Raw genomic sequence first — 18863 nt, 5'->3', positions numbered from 1 at the left:
TTTATCATATCCTATGCAAAAATTGATATTTATTTTTGTCAAAAAAATGATAATTAACGGATGTTAAACATAGAGTTATCTAACATCACCAATTGAAGTATAGCTAACAATATCAACAAAATTATCTATCTAAAACTATTTTAATAAACTATATTGATAATTAACTTCTGCCATTGCTTGTTTTAGATCCGTTTGAAATTTTGGAAGCGTTTGTAAAAAAGCGTATTCAACAGCACCAACCATTCTACCGGCAGTAACATCACTTTGCCAATGAGCACCGCAAATCACCCTACTTTGTCCAAATTCATAACCACGTTTAATTATTGCTGCCGCATGATCTGGTGATATTTGTGCCAAAACTAAAGCTAGTGTCCAACCGTATGAAGTATGCCCAGAAGGAAATGAACCATTTTGCAGTAATCGCTCTTCTTCATCTTGAGGTTGACAAGGATGGTTGCCAAAATAAACGAATGGACGGGTTCGTTTATAAAATTCTTTCGCTGTTTTTGTGGCATTATCGGCAGAATCAACTAGCAAATCACCAAACATTTTGTAAAGTGTCGGTGTTGTTTTTGGTGAGATTTTTATACCTAATGGTATTGAAAATATCTTAGCGACATTATCTGTATGTAAATCAGCATCAGACGTTGCTTGTTGCCAGCGCGGTGTATCTTTTAATTGATAACCTTGTAAGTAAGCGATTTTGTCGGCTTCAAATTCAGGGCTATCTTTATCAGGGAAAGGAGGTAAATAATCTTTACTACTCACAGCTTGTTCGGCGGTATGATAAGTAATACCAACTTCATGCCCTAAAAAGTCTTCAGTCGAACCTTTTTGAAAAGCACATACCTGACATGAGATAAAAAATGAACTCACTACCGAGCTAATCATAGTCAATTTAAACAATTTATTGGCGTTATACATAAATAGGCTCTCCTTAGTATACGATTATGTTTAGTTTCTAGACTAACCAGTACTATTACCTCTTAAAGGTAATGTTAATATTACATAAGGAAGAAAATGAAAAATGAGAGCTCAATCAATTTTTTATAACTATTTTATAGCCAAAGTAAAATGACTTTCTGGTGAAGAAGTACACGAATTGTTTTTTTAATCATAAAATTAAAATCGATAAAACAATGTGTTAAAAAAATAAAAGAAAACACAAAAAATTAAAGCATAAAACTATTAAAAATAATTTTATGCTTATTTATTAAATAGCTTAGATAAAGCTTATCTTAAACAAAGCAATTAGATAATATTATTGTTTAATAAGAAAAAAGTTAAAATCTCTAGCATCTCTGAGGATATTATAATTATAATCTGTCATAGCTGTATGATAGGTACGATTAGGATCAATCTGGTTGTTACAAATATTTTCTAATTGTTTTTGCTTATCAAAATCACTATCGTCCATTAACTTATTATATTTACTTACAAAATCCCCCCCTTTAAGGGTAAAAAGATGCTGCCATTGATCGTAAAGATTTTTAATATATTCTCGACCTGGTTCACATTCTATTGCATTAAGATCAACTGTTGGGAAAAAATGAGTAGAACTGATTTCACTAAATTTTTTAGGTTGATAGGGAAAACTGATTTCTTCTTCAATATCATCTTGTTTTAAAAGTTTGATATATTCACTTTCACGATAAAGTTTTGTAAGTGTCTCTGAGTAAGCATAATTTTTTGACATTTCTCGCGTTATTTCTTCAGGTAAATCCTGATCAAGTCCATAATCCCAATCATAATCCTGTTGATCAATAAATACATCATTAATTAGTTTTGCGGTAAGCGGTATTTCGGTAACTTCCCCATTAATAATGATGGGAATATTATTAATTTGTTGTTCAATAACTTTATCAGATTCGCTCTCTTTCATAGCCGAGGTAACGTAAACATTAGTATGTAAAATATAGTTACTTTGGGTAGGATTAATAATTGTAGTTCCGCCGAATTTAGCGGGCTTTATAATAAAATTGATTGAATCGTTATTATAAGTCATCGTATGTTTACCATACTCGAAACTATAATTAACTTCTGACTTAGCAGGAATAGTTAATTCTGTACCATCAATTATTAATTTAATGTCGCTGGCTGTTGGATTATCGATCAAACGATCTAAGGTAGTTTTTTCAAAACATCCCGCTAAAGCAATGCTACAAAAAAATACTAAAATATATTTAATTTTTTCCATTATTTGCAAATTTCATGTCTATTAAACGAACAGTAACTTTATCAAAATAAAGTCAATAATTCCAATTAAATTAATAGATTTAAAATCTTTTAATTAATATTCATGAAAAAAATTAAGAAAAATTTTATATTGATTATTTATCTACATAAGATAACCAATCATAGTTTACAATAACGACAAAAATATCCTAATCAATTAATTAGGATATTGGGTCACCTGATAACAATTTTCTACTATTGTTGTGGCCAAATAAATCGACCTTTAGCATCAGGATCTTCATTAATAAACGTTTTAAGTTCATCAGATTGATAAAGTTGTTTCACATCTTTAGCCCACTGAGTATTTAAATTTTCTTTTTTAACAACCACCATTAACTCTAAATTAGGTGACAGTTTTTCTTGTAATAACACATTATCAGCAGGCACTTTACTTAACCAAGCAACACCGCCGGGCATAATCGCATAATCAACTTCGCTAAGCGTTCGAGGAATAATTTCGGATAATAATGTTTTAAATTTTAAGTTATATTTATTTTCAGCAATATCATTAACACTGACAGTGCCCGATTGCGCTTGAGGTTTTAATTTTATCCAATCCAAAGATTGCAGTAATAACAATGCTCTAGCTGTATTCGAAGGATCATTTGGTATAGCGATAGTTTGTCCTTGAGCAATATCGTCTAAAGATCGATGAGTTTGTGAAAATAGCGCTGCTGAAATAGAAGGTATGTGCACTAACGAGACTAGATCGTTATTCGTTTCTTTATTATAAACATCTAAATAAGCTTGATGCTGAGCAGCATTCATATCGATACTACCTTCAACCAATGCTGTATTGGAGTCTCGTAATGAACTAAAATTGACTAACTTGACCGTATAACCTTTTTTTTCTAATTCAGGCTTGACCACCCTTTCCATTAAAATATTATGCATACTTGGCGGTAAACCGACGACAATCTCTTTTTTTTCTAAATTATTAGCATTCGTTTCAGACTTTTGTTCACAACCAAATAAAATAAACCCCGTCACTATTATTGCTAATATATTAAAAAGTTTTTTCATTATCACTCCTCTTTTTTTAACTAGTTAAATTAACTAATTGCAATCAATATCTATTATTTTAGTTATCACATTATAGGCAGCTATTTTAAATAGCGATAATACAAAAAAATTATAACTATATTCAAACTAGTTATATTAAGTTTGGTAATGATGATAAACTAAAAACAACTAATCCTCATTGCACTCTGAGCATTGCTTAACTATTATTGATAATAATAAGTTTCATCGTTTGAATCGACTTGTAATTTATTTTCTTTACCCCATTGTTCAAAATCAGGATGATAGCTTGCCTGCCACTGAATATAATTATTAACAAGTATAAGTGATTGTTCTAACTCTTTTTGCCAAAACGGTTGGGCTTTTTTGTCAATTAATAAATTGATATGTTGCTGTACTTCCTTTCCCCACTCAATTGCCAATAAAGGATCGCCAATATAATAGTCAGGTAAATGATGCGTTGCAAAGTCAATTTTTTCTAGCAAGTTAGTGATAATCCATTTTCTTGCTTTGTCATCACAAGGATCGATTTGAAGTGCGTGATAGATATAAGAACTGTCACAAAAGAATTTTCCATACCAACGAAAAGGCTGGCTATTGACTTTTTCTTGCTTACACCACTTATCAAGTGTCGGTTTTATCAATTTGCTCATTAGCGGGTAGCATAGATAAATAAGTTGAAGCTCAAGATCGTCCTCACAAAGATTGAATACAAAGGCTACAAACTCCTTCTGCTCATTAAAACACCATTGCAGGCTATCGGCTAAAAAAATATCAAGTGAAGAAAAAGCTTGCTTTCGCAATCCCTGTTCACGTAACTTACAATATTCGGCATAACTCTGCCATTTGCGATGAGATTCAATAGCGAGTAGAGTCGGTCTTAAAGAGTGATTTTGATCGTTTAACATTGTTAGCAAAACAAGTTTTGAAAATATATCGGTCTATAATAAGTGATATTTTTAAACTATAACAACTTGTTTTGCTTAGTTTGCTTTTAAATTGCACCAACAATACGATGAGGAATATAAAGCGCTTGTAAATAATCAATGTCGTCTTGACTTAATGATACTTGTAATGCGCCAACCGCATCGTCTAAATATTTTGTTTGAGTCGCACCAATAATTGGAGCGGTAATGCCCTTAGCAAATTGCCACGCTAATGCTATTTGAGTCATTGAGGCATGATGTTTTTCAGCAATTTCCGATACTCGCTCGACAATACCCATATCTGTTTTTTCTGTACTATCATATTTATCAACAGCGGTTTTGTCGGTTTGGCTACGTAAGGTATCTGTATGCCATTGTGAGCGAGCAAGTCGGCCTGCCGCTAGAGGACTATATGGCGTTAACGAAACATTAAATTGTTTACAAATTGGAATTAACTCCCGCTCATCTTCACGATAAAGTAAATTATAATGGTTTTGCATTGAAACAAATTTAGTCCAGCCATTTTGCTCAGCAGCAAGTTGCATATTGAAAAACTGATAACCATACATGGCTGAAGCCCCTAATGCTCTAACTTTACCTGCTTTTACTAAATTATGTAATGCCTCCATTGTTTCTTCTATAGGGGTGTTATAGTCAAAGCGATGTATGATATATAAATCAACATAATCGGTGCCAAGCCGTTTTAATGATCCATTGATTTCTGTTTCTATCGCATTTTTAGATAAGTTACCTGGATTAAAATAGACTTTTGTTGCGAGTATGACTTTATCTCGAGCTATGTTATTTTTAATTGCTCGCCCAACATACTCCTCACTGGTACCCGCTGAATAAATATTTGCAGTATCAATAAAGTTAATCCCCAAATCCAAGGCATGCTTAATAATTGACTCACTCTCTGTTGGATTAAGTGTCCATGCATGCATTTTACTGGCAGGATCGCCAAAGCTCATACAGCCTAAACAAAAACGTGATACGCTAATATCCGAATTGCCAAGTTTTATATAATCCATAAAAGCCCCTCTTGTTCCACATTAGTTTTAAATACATTGATGTTTAATAACATTAATATTCACGCCACAATGAATAACCTTCGAATATAAATTCACGCAAATAAATTAATGTCGATGATTTATTTTAGGCACAGGTTTTATTGAGATAAATATGGTATTCATTTATAGTATGATGAAATAAATTCATTAATCACATACGTGTTTATGTATAATTTTAACGAACTGCACTATTTTGTTGTCGTCGCACAAGCTTCTAGTTTTGTAAAAGCAGGAAAGGCATTAGGTATTTCATCTTCAGCGTTAAGCCATAGTATGAGCAACTTAGAGACCAAGCTAAATCTACGTTTGTTTAATCGAACCACACGAAGTATGTCATTAACCGAAGCTGGCGAGCAGTTATATAAGCAAATAGCCCCACTATTTCAATCGTTAAATCAGCAAGTTAGTGCATTATCAGATTTTCTAAGCACGCCGTCTGGAACCATTAGAATTAATGCACCACATTTAGCTGTTGAGAGTATTATTTATCCTAAACTACGTCAATTTTTACCCCGTTATCCTCAAATCAAGATCGAAATTGAAGCAGACAATAATTGGGTAGATATAGTTAAACAAGGTTTTGATATGGGGTGCCGTTTGGGTAATGATATTGCTAATGATATGATTGCAGTAAAAATCTCTGCGCCATTAACGATGGCTGTCGTTGCCAGTCCTGATTATCTAAAAAACAGACCTCTACCTAAGCAAATTAAAGATCTTGATAAGCACCAATTAATCGGTAAGAAAATTTCTGCTCAACATGCAACAGAATTAGCTTGGGAATTCAATGACAATGGCAATATTATTAAATACCAACCTTCTTCTCAATTATCAAGCAATAGTAATTTACGTAAACAAGTGGCTTTAGATGGATTAGGTATCACATGGATAGGTAGACCAACGGTAGAAGACGATCTGGCCAAAGGCAATTTAATAGAATTATTGGAGGATTTTGCTATCACTTATGAACCATTTTATATCTATTATCCTAGTCGTAAAGGACATTCTCAAGTATTTAAATTAGTGTTAGATGCATTAAAATTTTAATCAAATTTTTATGTGCTCAATAAATTAATACATGGCTTAAAACTGTGTATAACCGCTATCACACAAAATAAAAATTTTTGTGTTATTAAATATGATCGCGCTTAACTTCAATTTTATTGCTATCGATTAACGATCAACTAAATCAATTTATCTATACCGTTATGGAATTTGAATGAAAATTAAAACAGATAAATTCAGTTAAAAAGCTTGTCTAAGCTACCTATACACAACTAACATGATTTTATAAACACTCAAAACTTGAGAACATAAAGTTGCAATTTTACTTGCTGGTAAGTTGACGATAACATCGCATAAAATATGCTTTTTTAACATAAGTTAACCTATCACTATTCCAATAACGCTTTTTGAAAAACATACTGTTCACAATTATTTAATGTCATCATTCTCATATAAAAAAAGCTTTTGTCGTTCATAACGGCAAAAGCCCATAATTTGATTTAACTGTCTTTAACAAAAGACATGATGTTTTGATAGTTTATTAATTTAAATATAGTATTATCGCTAACGGTAAGTTCGCCTCGCTATGGGTAAGCACAAATAACAGTAAAAATAGGATCTTGACCTCTTTTTGGGTAAACGCCTCCACCTGCCATATTAACTATCCACGGCCACACTCCTGATGCATCACTAAATTCACTGGTTATTAACATCGCGCCTGTAAATACTGCATCGTTGTAAAAATCAAGCACTCCCCATTCGGACATAAACCCAGCACCAATTTGACGTTCAAAATAGTTTCCGTGTGATTCAGGTTTGGCACCTACAAATCCTTGATTCTCTGCAGGACTATTTGGGTCTGGAATGGCATTGGTCAAATCTTTAACGAGTGGCACGCGATAACCAGTGCTATTACACCAAGCTTGATGATTTACCATATTCGATAGTTTTTTACCACGTGCAATAAACCACTGTTTTAATATAAAACCATATTTTATCACCGGTTTGTTATTACGATCATATCCAACGAGTTCGAATGTCTGTGGCAATTGTGGTCGGTATATTGCTCCTGGTGAATTAGAGCTTTGTTGTGTAGTCGTTGCAGCCGGGCCCGTTAAGGTTACTCGCGTCACAACTTTAGGCGTAGGATTTAGCCAAAGTTCATTATGCTCAGATCGGGTCACAGTGGCCGTGATTCCTTCATGTGTAACTGGAGGCCAAGTTAACTCACTTTCATCAATACCGGAAATTTCTAAATCGAAAAACAAATTATTTCCCCCTGTAGTTGGGAAATTGCGTTCATAAGTTGCCGGATCGCGAGATTGAGCATAAAACCCTTTTGACCAACGCCATACCTCGGTATTAGCCGGTGACGCAAATAAACTCGGTACTAACATACACACTGCCGGAGCAGAATTAGGCTTAATATAATATTTGACAGGGCGCATGTATAACGTGGCTATGTTAGGAATTCCATATTTGGTAGATAAGCTCCAAACACCACTTGTATCAAAATCAATAAGGTAAGGTGCTTTACAAATATCTAACGCCGTATCAGCATTGACAATACTACCATTTTTATCAGTAACATTAACACTTATGTTTCCTGTAGCAGAAATACCATCGGCACCTTGCCCATCACCATCATCATCTCCCCAATAACTATAAGGAGGTCCAATTATAGTTTTTAAGTTTATAGACCTATTGATGATGGGAATCATCATAGAAATGTCTTTAATGGTTTCACCTTCCTTGGGTAAGGCTATAGGATTTTCAGAAGATGAAGTATTGGTTGTTGAACTCATGGTAGTACCGTCAGAAAAGGTAATAACAGACAAAATATTAGCATCTGTAACTTTGGTTTTACCTTTATCAAAGGTTAAATACGGTTCACTACCTTGAATGATTTTAATAGTAACAGCCGAAAGTGCCTTTACATTAAATGAGCAAAACAATAATATCAATACAACTACAAAAAAAAGCTTAAAAAACAAACGTGATATTAAAGAAAATAAACAAGATAAAAGTAATACTGAAAAGAATTTGGAACTTAAAACATAGATCTGATAATGCCTGTAGCCATAATAATACTGCATAACATTTCATCCGTCAGTTGTTATTGTTTTATTTAAGTTTTTTTACCTTCCATTATTTATAAAAATATCTAAATCCATTTGCTGAAAAGTATAATTCTTTAATAAAAAATAATCACCTATTAACACAATAGATTTGTAAAGAAATGTAAATTTTAGATAATTATTTAGTAGTAATCAAAATTAAGTGATTAGTGTAATCAACTTTTTAGATTAAAGCGTTCAATAATATTTATATAAATATAATATTTTCCGGTCAAAGTTAAGGATGCTTTTTTATTATTACATACTGAAAAAATTAGAAATTTAACTATATCAAGCATTTTAGGCTCTTCAATATTATTCTTTATTGCTAAAAAGCAGCCAGCATCTACATAATTGTTATGTTGTCTATTTTCACACCTTAAGCTTGAAACTAGCGGCTTGCAACAAGACGGGATTCACTTAAAATGACCAACAAAGTAACAGATCATTTAACTTACAAACTGTGCTGACTGTATTGGTAGTTTAATCTACCGTCGTAGCGGTTTTTACAATTAAAGTCTGTGCGCTAGTTTACTAATGATCATGTGCTTTACCATTCATTGGTGAAATTAAAATAATCGTCTAGTTCTAAGTGTATTAATAGCAATAGAGGAATATCTGTTCGGTTGCCATGAGGATAAAATAATTAATGTTACACGGTTAAAGCCTTATTTATGATTTATGTTACTCCCCCCTATTTTATTTGTCTGTTGATAATGAGCAATAATTTTAGATCATGATTGAATGATTAATTCATCATTTGTTACCGTTTTGCTTGTTTGCTCAATATTGGATTGCTTTGATTTTTTATTTAACATTGTAGTTGGTGATATTGGTATAGCTAATCGTTTACTTCTTTATACTTCAAATGCCATAGTAGCGAGATTAGTAGCCGCGGCGGATTTAAAATCCACCGCTGTTATCTAAATCATCATTCGTTATTGACTCGTAAGTACAAATGATAGAGGGCTACATTTGGACAGCATTAATTCATGAAATTTTCCTAAAAATCACCATGAATAATAATTTGATCAAATTTTTCATAAATTAAATTATTGATTCAAACTTATACGACAATAATTACTTAATCACATAAAACGATTGAAGAAATGCTTTTAAAAGCATTTCTTGTATCAAGACAAGAATCCACTTTCTCTTAATGCTAATTTTTTTAATTTTATTTATACAGCGTTCGATTGCTCTTTTTTGGAATCGGCAACTTGGTCTGCTCGGGCTCCCCTGCGCTGCAACTTTACATTAGCAGTTTATCCTTTATTACCTATTATGTAGTACTACCCACAACTTAAGGATTAAGCACTAAGGATAGACGCAAACCAAGTTGTAGGTAGTATTTTTGGCATTGCCAATAAAGTTAACGGCGCCATTGCCAGCATAAGCACCGAACAACAGGTCCGAACCATCGCTAGCGGTAGCCCAGTAGCCGCCCCTGTTGAAACCGGCAGAGCGATAGTAAAGCCAGTAGTACATATCTCCCCATTCAGTAAAGAGACCAGCACCGATATTACGCTGAAAATAATTACCACTGGATGGCGGTATGCCGAGTGTCGGTAACGGCGACTTCCCACCACTACACACAGAAGTCGCCCCACACCAATCAGAACGTCCAATTGAGTTAGTTAACTCTTTTACCAGTGGCAGACGATAACCACCACCTAAACTGCCACACCAGGATAAGGCGTTATCAACTGTGATATCGCCTACGCCTAATGGGCGGACAACAAACCACTGCTTTAACTCAAAACCATAGCTTAATACCGTTTTATTACGACTATCTTTACCCGCTATCACAAAAGTCTGCGGCAAGCTAGGTGGAGCCACACTACCCGGTAATGCTGAATCCTGTTGGGCTTTTGTTACTGCTGGACCAGTAAGCGTGACACGTATGAAATTTGGATTAGCGGGTGATGGTGTCATGGTAGCAGTAATACCACCTTGAGTGACAGTTGGCCAGGTTAATGTAGAACCATCAATACCTTCTATGTCTAAATCAAAATACAGATTATTAGCACCGGTAGTCGGGAAGTTAAGCTTGTACTGTGATGGCTCAGCTGCTTGCTTTACAAAACCTCGTTCTGGATTCCAAATATCGGCCGGACCGGCGAAGAGTTGGGAAAGAGGGTTCAGATTCGGCCTGGCGTAACAGATTTTAGGCACGGATTTAGGTCTGGTGATATAATAGGCAGCCGTGCTACCACTAAAATTACCACTATTTGGTACCCCATACTGGGTGGTTAAACTACCATCAGTACTGGTTAATTCTACTTTATAAGGTGCCATACAGCTATCTATGTTGGCACTATGCGTCACGGCTCGATTCAATTTATCGGTAATGCTCACGCTTAAATTACCGGTCGCGGTAATTCCATTAGCACCCTGACCATCACCATCACCATCCCCCCAATAATTGTAAGGCTCACCAATTAAATCGTTTAAGGCGATAGCGTTAACAGTGGCAGGGACCAGCATACCAATATCGCTAAAGTGTTCATTAGCTTCTGGGAGAACGATTGGATTATCTGCGGTTGAAGTATTATTGTCCGATGTGTAGATGGTTTGAGTCGTGCCGTCAGAGACGGTAATACCTAACAGCCCCTCAGTCGTGGTGACCTTAGTGACCCCATTATCAAAGGTTAAATACGGCGCACTACCATGAATGACTTGCGCCGTCGTTGCCGACAATGCTTGAGTCGTAGTGGCATACAGCAATAATAACCATGGTATCGATGCTAAAGCCAGTTTAGATAATTGACCTGATACTTGAGTTTGCGTAAAAAACAAGGTTAGACGTAAGATTAACCTTAAATTTACTGTTTTAAGTAAGCGATAGCATAACGCTAAACTAAATATGCATCTTTTGCTTACACTGATTGCTGAAAAACGAGGGTGAGTTACCTTGCTTCGATGAAATAAGTTAAGTGTAGAAGTAAGAGTTGAATTAAATTTTAGCCTAAAGAGAGATTGGTGAGTTTTTAAAACATTGTTTTGCCAGCGCTGGTGTCTGGTGTCTGGTGTCTATAATTATACTGCATGGCGTTCCACCCGTCAACTAATCTGTTATTTTATTTGATTTTTTTATGTTAAATGGCTATAAATCAAGCTTAAATAAGCTTAATTTTCGGAATTATAAGGCTATGATAAAAAAAAGTCACTCATTAAGCCGAATTATTTGTAAAGAAATGTAAATAACACTATAAATAATAAATGTTAATAGCCTTTAAATAATCAAATATAGTTAAAATATAGCGGATTATTTTTTTATTCAAAAATATATCACCCGCTTGTTTATTAAATTTCTGAATAGATTTTATGGAATTTAGATGGGTTAAGATTGTTGATTTTAAGTCGTTCATCTAAAACGATGTAAAAAGTAAAATAACTGAAGAAACACAATGCAACACCTTTTTCACTCAATAACGTTAACGTTTGTAAGGAAGATCTAAAATATAATCAGTTAGTTACTGTTTTAAATGAATATATTTCCATTATAAATCTTTAAAACTAAGATTATTTTTCCTAAAAAATTTATTTTAGTCTTTAAAATCGTGGTTTTGATCATTTAATAATTTTTAAGCGGAATTTAGGACCTTCTATCCCCGCTACTCAACTTTCTTGCGATAAACACACAACCCATTCGCCTCAATCGAGGCGAATGGGTTAAGTTTCGACATCATAAAGTTTTGGAAAATCTACGCTATTTTACTCTCCCCCCCAAAATAAGAACTAAGGTTTGAGTTCTGAAGCACAAATCCCGTAGTACAAACCTGCAGGCGTTACCCAATGAATAAGTCCGTAGTCGCCGTGCGCATAATACCAGTAGTCGCCATGGGAGTATTTGTCGTTAGTCCAATAATACCAATAAAAGTTAGCATTAGTGTAATATAGCATATAACCCCACTCAGAAAAAAGACCAGCCCCGATGTGACGTTGGAAATAATTACCCGATGAGACAGGTGTAGCACTAATTATATCGTCATATGGATAAACAGCATTGGTTAAATCCCTTACATTAGGAAGTTCATAACCTATATTTTTACACCAAGATAGTTGGTCGTTGTAATTTCCCATAACGGTTCCACGATTGACAAACCACTGCTTTAATTCAAATCCATATTTAGCGACAGCGTTACCACTACTGTCACGACCAACTAACTCGAATGTCTGGGGTAAAGATGGTTTAGCTATTTTATCCGGCACTCGAGAATTCCATTGTGATGAGGTTGCAGCAGGACCAGTTAAGGTAACGCGAACACTAGTTTTTGTTGAATTAGTCATCGTCGCTGTAATTCCACTATGAGAAACCGGCTCCCAAGTTAATGCCTGATCAGTATTGCTAATATCTAAATCAAAGAACAAACCATTAGCTCCAGTAGTCGGGAAATTTGAACTATAAGATGATGGTGTAGCTGTTTGAGTTAGGAAACCTTTACTATAATGCCAGATATTTTCGGGACCTGCATAGATACCTATGTTATATACCAAATTACTCGGTTTAGCAAAACAAACCCCTGGTGATTCTTTAGGATTAAAATAATAGCTAACATTATCTGCACCGAACTTAATGCTATTAGGAAAGCCATAACGAGTGGTTAATGTGCTTTCGGTACTAGTTAATGTAGCTTTATAAGGCGCGTTACAATACATTGGTACGGTATTTCGTGATACAGTTCTATTATTTTTATCAACAATAGACAAACTTAGACTGCCTGTAGCTGTAACATCAGAATCACCATCATCATCTCCCCAATAATTATAATTTGAATCAATAAGAGTATTTAAATCGACGGAATTAGTATCAGTAGGAACCAACATCCCTATATCAGCAAAACTCTGATCTGCATCAGGTAAGACGATTGGTGTTACAGTTGAAGGGTTGGTTGAAGGTGTGTATTGTGTACCGTCGGATAAAGTAATACCTAACAGCCCCTCAGTCGTGGTGACTTTAGTTACCCCATTATCAAAAGTTAAATAGGGTGCACTACCATGAATGACATGTACCGTAGTCACCGATAACGCTTGAGTGGTAGTGGCATACAGCAATAATAACCATGGCATCGATGCTAAAGCAAGTTTAGATAATTGACCTGATGCTTGGGTTTGCGTAAAAAACAAGGTTGGACGTAAGATTAACCTTAAATTTATCGCTTTAAGTAAGCGATAGCATAACGCTAAACTAAATGTGCATCTTTTACTTACACTGACTGCTAAAAAACGATGGCGAGTTACCTTACTTTGATGAAATAAGTTAAGAGTAGAAGTCAGAATTGAATTAAGCTTCAACCTAAAGAGAGATTGGTGAGTTTTTAAAACATTGTTTTCCCATCGCCGGGGGCTATAATTATATTTCATGGTGCTCCATTAGTAAACTAATCCGTTATTTTATTTTATTTTTTATGTTAAATGGTCATAATTTAAGCTTAATGAACTTAAATGAAACTTAAATAAAGCTTAAATAAGCTTAATTTTTGGAATTATAAGGTTATGATAAAAAAAAACCACTCATTCAACCGGATTATTTGTAAAGAAATGTAAATAACACCATAAATGATAAACTCTCATAGCCTTTAAATAGCCAGATATCTCTGAAATATAACGGATTATTTTCTATTCGAAAATATATCATTCGCTTGTTTATTAAAGTTCTGAATAGATTTTATGGAATTTAGATGGGTTGAAATTTCAGACGTTGCTTGTTTTGTAACGTTTTATTTTCGGTGAAAACACCCGAGTAAAGAGGGGTTTATGTGCCCTTCCCCAAATTACTCGCACCATCCATTTTTGCTAACTAACTCTGTCGGTTCGGGTTACCCTTTCCGCAGCAATTTTATATTAGCAGCTTAGCCTTTATTACCTCTTATGTACTATCCATAATTTAAGAATTAATTTGATGTTCTAGACGTTAACGCTTGGCTAAAATAGGAAGTTACAAGCAAAAAAACAAGCAATAGCACTAAAAAGATCTGTCAGGATAATTTGGTTTGATAAAAAGATTGACGCAAGAATAGGAAAAACGATCGCACGAAAGCTCGTGATATTTTACTTATCTTCGTGTAAAAATAGAATTCTGTGGAAAATGTATTTTGTGATCTTAACTTTAACAAATTTAAATTATCGTTTTGATCTGTAGAAAATTATAATCCCCATGTGACAACTCTATCAATTAATCATTTGATTAATTTATTAATTTTATTGATTCAGGTTGATTTTTAGTCGTTTATCTAAAACGATGTAAAAAGTAAAATAACTGAAGAAACACAATGCAACACCTTTTTCACTCAATAACGTTAACGTTTGTAAGGAAGATCTAAAATATAATCAGTTAGTTACTTTTTTAAATGAATATATTTCCATTATAAATCTTTAAAATTAAGATTATTTTTCCTAAAATAATTTATTTTAGTCTTTAAAATCGTGGTTTTGATCATTTAATAATTTTTAAGCGGAATTTAGGACCTTCTATCCCCGCTACTCAACTTTTTTGCGATAAACACACAACCCATTCGCCTCAATCGAGGCGAATGGGTTAAGTTTCGACACTATAAATTTGTTACAAAAACCTACGCTATTTTACTCTCTCTCCACCAAAAAATAACAACTAAGGTTTGAGTTCTGAAGCACAAATCCCATAGTACAAACCTGCAGGCGTTACCCAATGAATAAGTCCGTAGTCGCCGTGCGCATAATACCAGTAGTCACCATGGGAGTATTTGTCATTAGTCCAATAATACCAATAAAAGTTAGCATTAGTGTAATATAGCATATAGCCCCACTCAGAAAAAAGACCAGCCCCGATTTGACGTTGGAAATAATTACCCGATGAGACAGGTGTAGCAGTAATTATATCGTCATCTGATGGATAAACAGCATTGGTTAAATCCCTTACATTAGGAAGTTGATAACCTATATTTTTACACCAAGATAGTTGGTCGTTGTAATTTCCCATAACGGTTCCACGATTGACAAACCACTGCTTTAATTCAAATCCATATTTAGCGACAGCGTTACCACTACTATCACGACCAATTAACTCGAATGTCTGGGGTAAAGATGGTTTAGCTATTTTATCCGGCTCTCGGGAATTCCATTGTGATGAGGTTGCAGCAGGACCGGTTAAGGTAACGCGAACACTAGTTTTTGTCGAATTAGTCATCGTCGCTGTAATTCCACTATGAGAAACCGGCTCCCAAGTTAATGCCTGATCAGTATTGCTAATATCTAAATCAAAGAACAAACCATTAGCTCCAGTAGTCGGGAAATTTGAACCATAAGATGATGGTGTAGCTGTTTGAGTTAGGAAACCTTTATTATAATGCCAGATATTTTCGGGACCTGCATAGATACCTATGTTATATACCAAATTACTCGGTTTAGCAAAACAAACCCCTGGTGATTCTTTAGGATTAAAATAATAGCTAACATTACCTGCACCAAACTTAATGCTATTAGGAAAGCCATAACGAGTGGTCAATGTGCTTTCGGTATTAGTTAATGTAGCTTTATAAGGCGCGTTACAATACATTGGTACGGTATTTCGTGATACAGTTCTATTATTTTTATCAACAATAGACAAACTTAGACTGCCTGTAGCTGTAACATCAGAATCACCATCATCATCCCTCCAATAATTATAATTTGAATCAATAAGAGTATTTAAATCGACGGAATTAGTATCAGTAGGAACCAACATCCCTATATCAGCAAAACTCTGATCTGCATCAGGTAAGACGATTGGTGTTACTGATGAAGGGTTGGTTGAAGGTGTGTATTGTGTACCGTCGGATAAAGTAATACTTAACAGCCCCTCTGTCGTGGTGACCTTAGTGACCCCATTATCAAAGGTTAAATAGGGTGCACTACCATGAATGACTTGCGCCGTCGTTGCCGATAACGCTTGAGTCGTAGTGGCGTACAGCAATAGTAACCATGACATCGATGCTAAAGTCAGTTTAGATAACTGGCCTGATGCTTGAGTTTGCGTAAAAAACAAGGTTGGACGTAAGATTAACCTTAAATTTATCGCTTTAAGTAAGCGATAGCATAACGCTAAATTAAATGTGCATCTTTTACTTACACTGACTGCTAAAAAACGATGGCGAGTTACCTTACTTTGATGAAATAAGTTAAGAGTAGAAGTAAGAGTTGAATTAAGCTTCAGCCTAAAGAGAGATTGGTGAGTTACCTTACTTTGATGAAATAAGTTAAGAGTAGAAGTAAGAGTTGAATTAAGCTTCAGCCTAAAGAGAGATTGGTGAGTTTTTAAAACATTGTTTTGCCAGCGCTGGTGTCTGGTGTCTGGTGTCTATAATTATACTTCATGGTGCTCCATTCGTCAACTAATCTGTTATTTTATTTCGTTTTTTTATGTTAAGTGGCTATAAATCAAGCTTAAATTAAGCTTAATTTTAAAATTATAAGGTTATGATAAAAAAAAGCCACTCATTCAGCCGGATTATTTGTAAAGAAATGTAAATAATACCATAAATAATAAACTCTCATAGCCTTTAAATAGTCAGATATCTTTGAAATATAACGGAATATTTTTCTATTCAAAAATATATCACCCGCTTGTTTATTAAATTTCTGAATAGATTTTATGGGAATTTAGATGGGTTGAAATTTCGGACGTTGCTTGTTTTGTAACGTTTTATTTTCGGTGAAAACACCCGAGTAAAGAGGGGTTTATGTGCCCTTCCCCAAATTACTCGTATTGTCCATTTTTGCTCACCGATTCAGTCGGCTTGGGTTACCCCTGCCTGCAACTGTCCTGTTGTTGCTTAAACTTTATTACGCCTTATTAAATGCCCGCGACTTCAAGATTAAGAACTAAGGATAGGCGCAAAGCGCGTTATGTGTGTTAAAGTTGTTGACAAAGCGCGCAGTACCTATGTCTACGTTCACTATAGCCAGGTCACCATCAGCATTACTCGGTTCACTAGTCCAGTACCATTGGCCTTTGAGACCAATGGCTGGATAATAAGCCATAGCGCCCCACTCCGCGAAAAAGCCCGCACCTATATAACGCATGTAATAATCACCAGGTGAAGAAGGAGAAGCGCCGACTAAACCGTCACAGAAGGTTAATGGAAAATCAGACGTACAAGATGCATTTGTCAAATCCTTTACCTTAGGTAATCGATAACCAATACTATTACACCAAGATAAGGTTTTAGAATGACTGTAATCTTTAGAACGGTTGACGAACCACTGCTTCAAAGTAAAACCATATTTAACGACAGCATTACCTCGACTGTCACGACCGACCAACTCGAATGTCTGGGGCAAAGTAGGTTTAGAAATAAGACCAGGATTGTCCGAATTTTGCTGGGATTCGGTAGCGAAAGGACCAGTTAAAGTAACGCGTACGCTTGTAGCAGTAGAATTACTCATTGTAGCTGTGATACCTCCCTGAGAGACCGGAGACCAAGACAAAAGCTGTTTACTACCGGTAATGAGTAAATCAAAGTACAATCCATTAGAACCAGTAGTAGGAAAGTTTTGACCATAACGTGATGGGTCAGTTGACTGAGAAAGAAAACCATTAGTAGGGTCCAACATCGAAGCCGGACCTGCAAATCGATCTGAAGCGTAAGTCAAATCAGGCCGAGAAAAACAAACCTCAGGCGTAGCCTTAGGATTGACGAAATAAGTCACACTACTTGCATTGAAATTACTACTATTAGGAACTCCGTAACGGGTAGTTAATGTGCCGTTAGTACTGGATAACGTAACCTTATAAGGTGCCTTACAAATCTCTGGCACAGTACTACGTGATACCCATTGACCTCTTTTATCAACGATAGATAAACTTAGAGAACCGGTAGCTATAACGTCAGTATCTCCATCATCATCCCCCCAATAATTGTAAGGCTCGCCAATTAAGGTGTTCAAAGCGATAGCATCAGCAGCGGGTGGCACCAACATAGCAATATCAATAAAGCTTTGGTTTTCTTTAGGTAACACTATTGGATTATCTAAGGTTGAGGTATTATTTTGAGGAGTAATGCGGGTACCATCGGATAACGTAATACCTAACAGCCCCTCAGTAGTGGTAATTTTAGTCTTACCATTATCAAAAGTTAAATAGGGTTCGCTACCATGAATGACTTGCGCCGTAGTCGCCGACAACGCTTGAGTCGTAGTGGCATAAGGTAATAATAATAAAGGTATTAAAGCTAAATAGCGTTTTATATTGAAAACAATATATGGCGAACAATTAACCAATGATAGCTGTCGTCGACAATGATGTTGGGAGCTGGGTTGGCGAACGTGCGATACTAAACCAGATAGCAACCTCTGCCTTAAATTTGATACGTAATCACACTTTAATTTGAGCAGAAAACGAGAGACTAAATCGAATACTAAACTAAGTTTTAAATTAAGCTTTAGATGTAATAAATCAGCTAAAGTGTGTTGATATAGATTTTTGACGTAAGGCTGCCAATGTCTTGTGTCTTGTGTCTTGTGTCTTGTGT

11 protein-coding genes are annotated in these 18863 nt (G+C 35.0%); 1 reads left to right on the top strand and 10 read right to left on the bottom strand.

Annotated features, from left to right (window positions below):
• Window positions 1-135 precede the first annotated feature (135 nt).
• From J3U59_RS00055 to J3U59_RS00035, 5 genes are all read right to left on the bottom strand, one after another.
• The gene (locus J3U59_RS00055) at window positions 136-924 is read right to left on the bottom strand and encodes an acid phosphatase (protein ID WP_267332885.1); all 789 of its coding nucleotides are present in this window, start codon (window positions 922-924) and stop codon (window positions 136-138) included.
• Between the two features lie 337 nt (window positions 925-1261).
• The gene (locus tag J3U59_RS00050; protein ID WP_267332886.1) at window positions 1262-2197 is read right to left on the bottom strand and encodes a hypothetical protein; all 936 of its coding nucleotides are present in this window, start codon (window positions 2195-2197) and stop codon (window positions 1262-1264) included.
• 233 nt (window positions 2198-2430) lie between these two features.
• On the bottom strand, window positions 2431-3258 hold the full coding sequence (locus J3U59_RS00045) for a MetQ/NlpA family ABC transporter substrate-binding protein (RefSeq protein WP_267332887.1): 828 nt from the start codon (window positions 3256-3258) through the stop codon (window positions 2431-2433).
• 203 nt (window positions 3259-3461) lie between these two features.
• Window positions 3462-4163, bottom strand: a complete 702-nt coding sequence (locus tag J3U59_RS00040; RefSeq protein WP_267332888.1) for a hypothetical protein — start codon at window positions 4161-4163, stop codon at window positions 3462-3464.
• Window positions 4164-4249: 86 nt separating this feature from the next.
• On the bottom strand, window positions 4250-5212 hold the full coding sequence (locus tag J3U59_RS00035) for an aldo/keto reductase (protein ID WP_267332889.1): 963 nt from the start codon (window positions 5210-5212) through the stop codon (window positions 4250-4252).
• A 204-nt stretch (window positions 5213-5416) separates the two neighbouring features.
• Between J3U59_RS00035 and J3U59_RS00030 the strand changes: the two genes are divergently transcribed.
• A complete protein-coding gene (locus J3U59_RS00030; RefSeq protein WP_267332890.1) occupies window positions 5417-6298 on the top strand; it encodes a LysR family transcriptional regulator in 882 nt (293 codons plus the stop codon).
• A 542-nt stretch (window positions 6299-6840) separates the two neighbouring features.
• Here J3U59_RS00030 and J3U59_RS00025 read toward each other — a convergent pair.
• The 5 genes from J3U59_RS00025 to J3U59_RS00005 form a co-directional block, all read right to left on the bottom strand.
• Complete coding sequence (locus tag J3U59_RS00025; RefSeq protein WP_267332891.1) at window positions 6841-8220, bottom strand: hypothetical protein; 1380 nt, start codon at window positions 8218-8220, stop codon at window positions 6841-6843.
• A gap of 1470 nt (window positions 8221-9690) precedes the next feature.
• Window positions 9691-11172, bottom strand: a complete 1482-nt coding sequence (locus tag J3U59_RS00020; protein WP_267372794.1) for a hypothetical protein — start codon at window positions 11170-11172, stop codon at window positions 9691-9693.
• Between the two features lie 942 nt (window positions 11173-12114).
• Window positions 12115-13503, bottom strand: a complete 1389-nt coding sequence (locus tag J3U59_RS00015; protein ID WP_267346547.1) for a hypothetical protein — start codon at window positions 13501-13503, stop codon at window positions 12115-12117.
• Between the two features lie 1483 nt (window positions 13504-14986).
• On the bottom strand, window positions 14987-16378 hold the full coding sequence (locus J3U59_RS00010) for a hypothetical protein (RefSeq protein ID WP_267334582.1): 1392 nt from the start codon (window positions 16376-16378) through the stop codon (window positions 14987-14989).
• 836 nt (window positions 16379-17214) lie between these two features.
• Entirely contained in the window at window positions 17215-18681 is a 1467-nt protein-coding gene (locus J3U59_RS00005; RefSeq protein ID WP_267334260.1) for a hypothetical protein, read from the bottom strand.
• Window positions 18682-18863: the final 182 nt, after the last annotated feature.

Source organism: Gilliamella sp. B3783 (assembly GCF_026536125.1).
GTDB lineage: Bacteria > Pseudomonadota > Gammaproteobacteria > Enterobacterales > Orbaceae > Gilliamella.
The sequence above is the reverse complement of the archived record's forward strand: the minus strand, read 5'-3'. Positions and strand labels throughout refer to the sequence as shown.

What these genes read in the sequence shown, in the direction of transcription:
- J3U59_RS00030 (WP_267332890.1), top strand. Translation starts at nt 5,417, where the DNA reads ATGTATAATTTTAACGAACTGCACTATTTTGTTGTCGTCGCACAAGCT.
- J3U59_RS00040 (WP_267332888.1), bottom strand. Translation starts at nt 4,163, where the DNA reads ATGTTAAACGATCAAAATCACTCTTTAAGACCGACTCTACTCGCTATT.
- J3U59_RS00055 (WP_267332885.1), bottom strand. Translation starts at nt 924, where the DNA reads ATGTATAACGCCAATAAATTGTTTAAATTGACTATGATTAGCTCGGTA.
- J3U59_RS00035 (WP_267332889.1), bottom strand. Translation starts at nt 5,212, where the DNA reads ATGGATTATATAAAACTTGGCAATTCGGATATTAGCGTATCACGTTTT.
- J3U59_RS00045 (WP_267332887.1), bottom strand. Translation starts at nt 3,258, where the DNA reads ATGAAAAAACTTTTTAATATATTAGCAATAATAGTGACGGGGTTTATT.
- J3U59_RS00050 (WP_267332886.1), bottom strand. Translation starts at nt 2,197, where the DNA reads ATGGAAAAAATTAAATATATTTTAGTATTTTTTTGTAGCATTGCTTTA.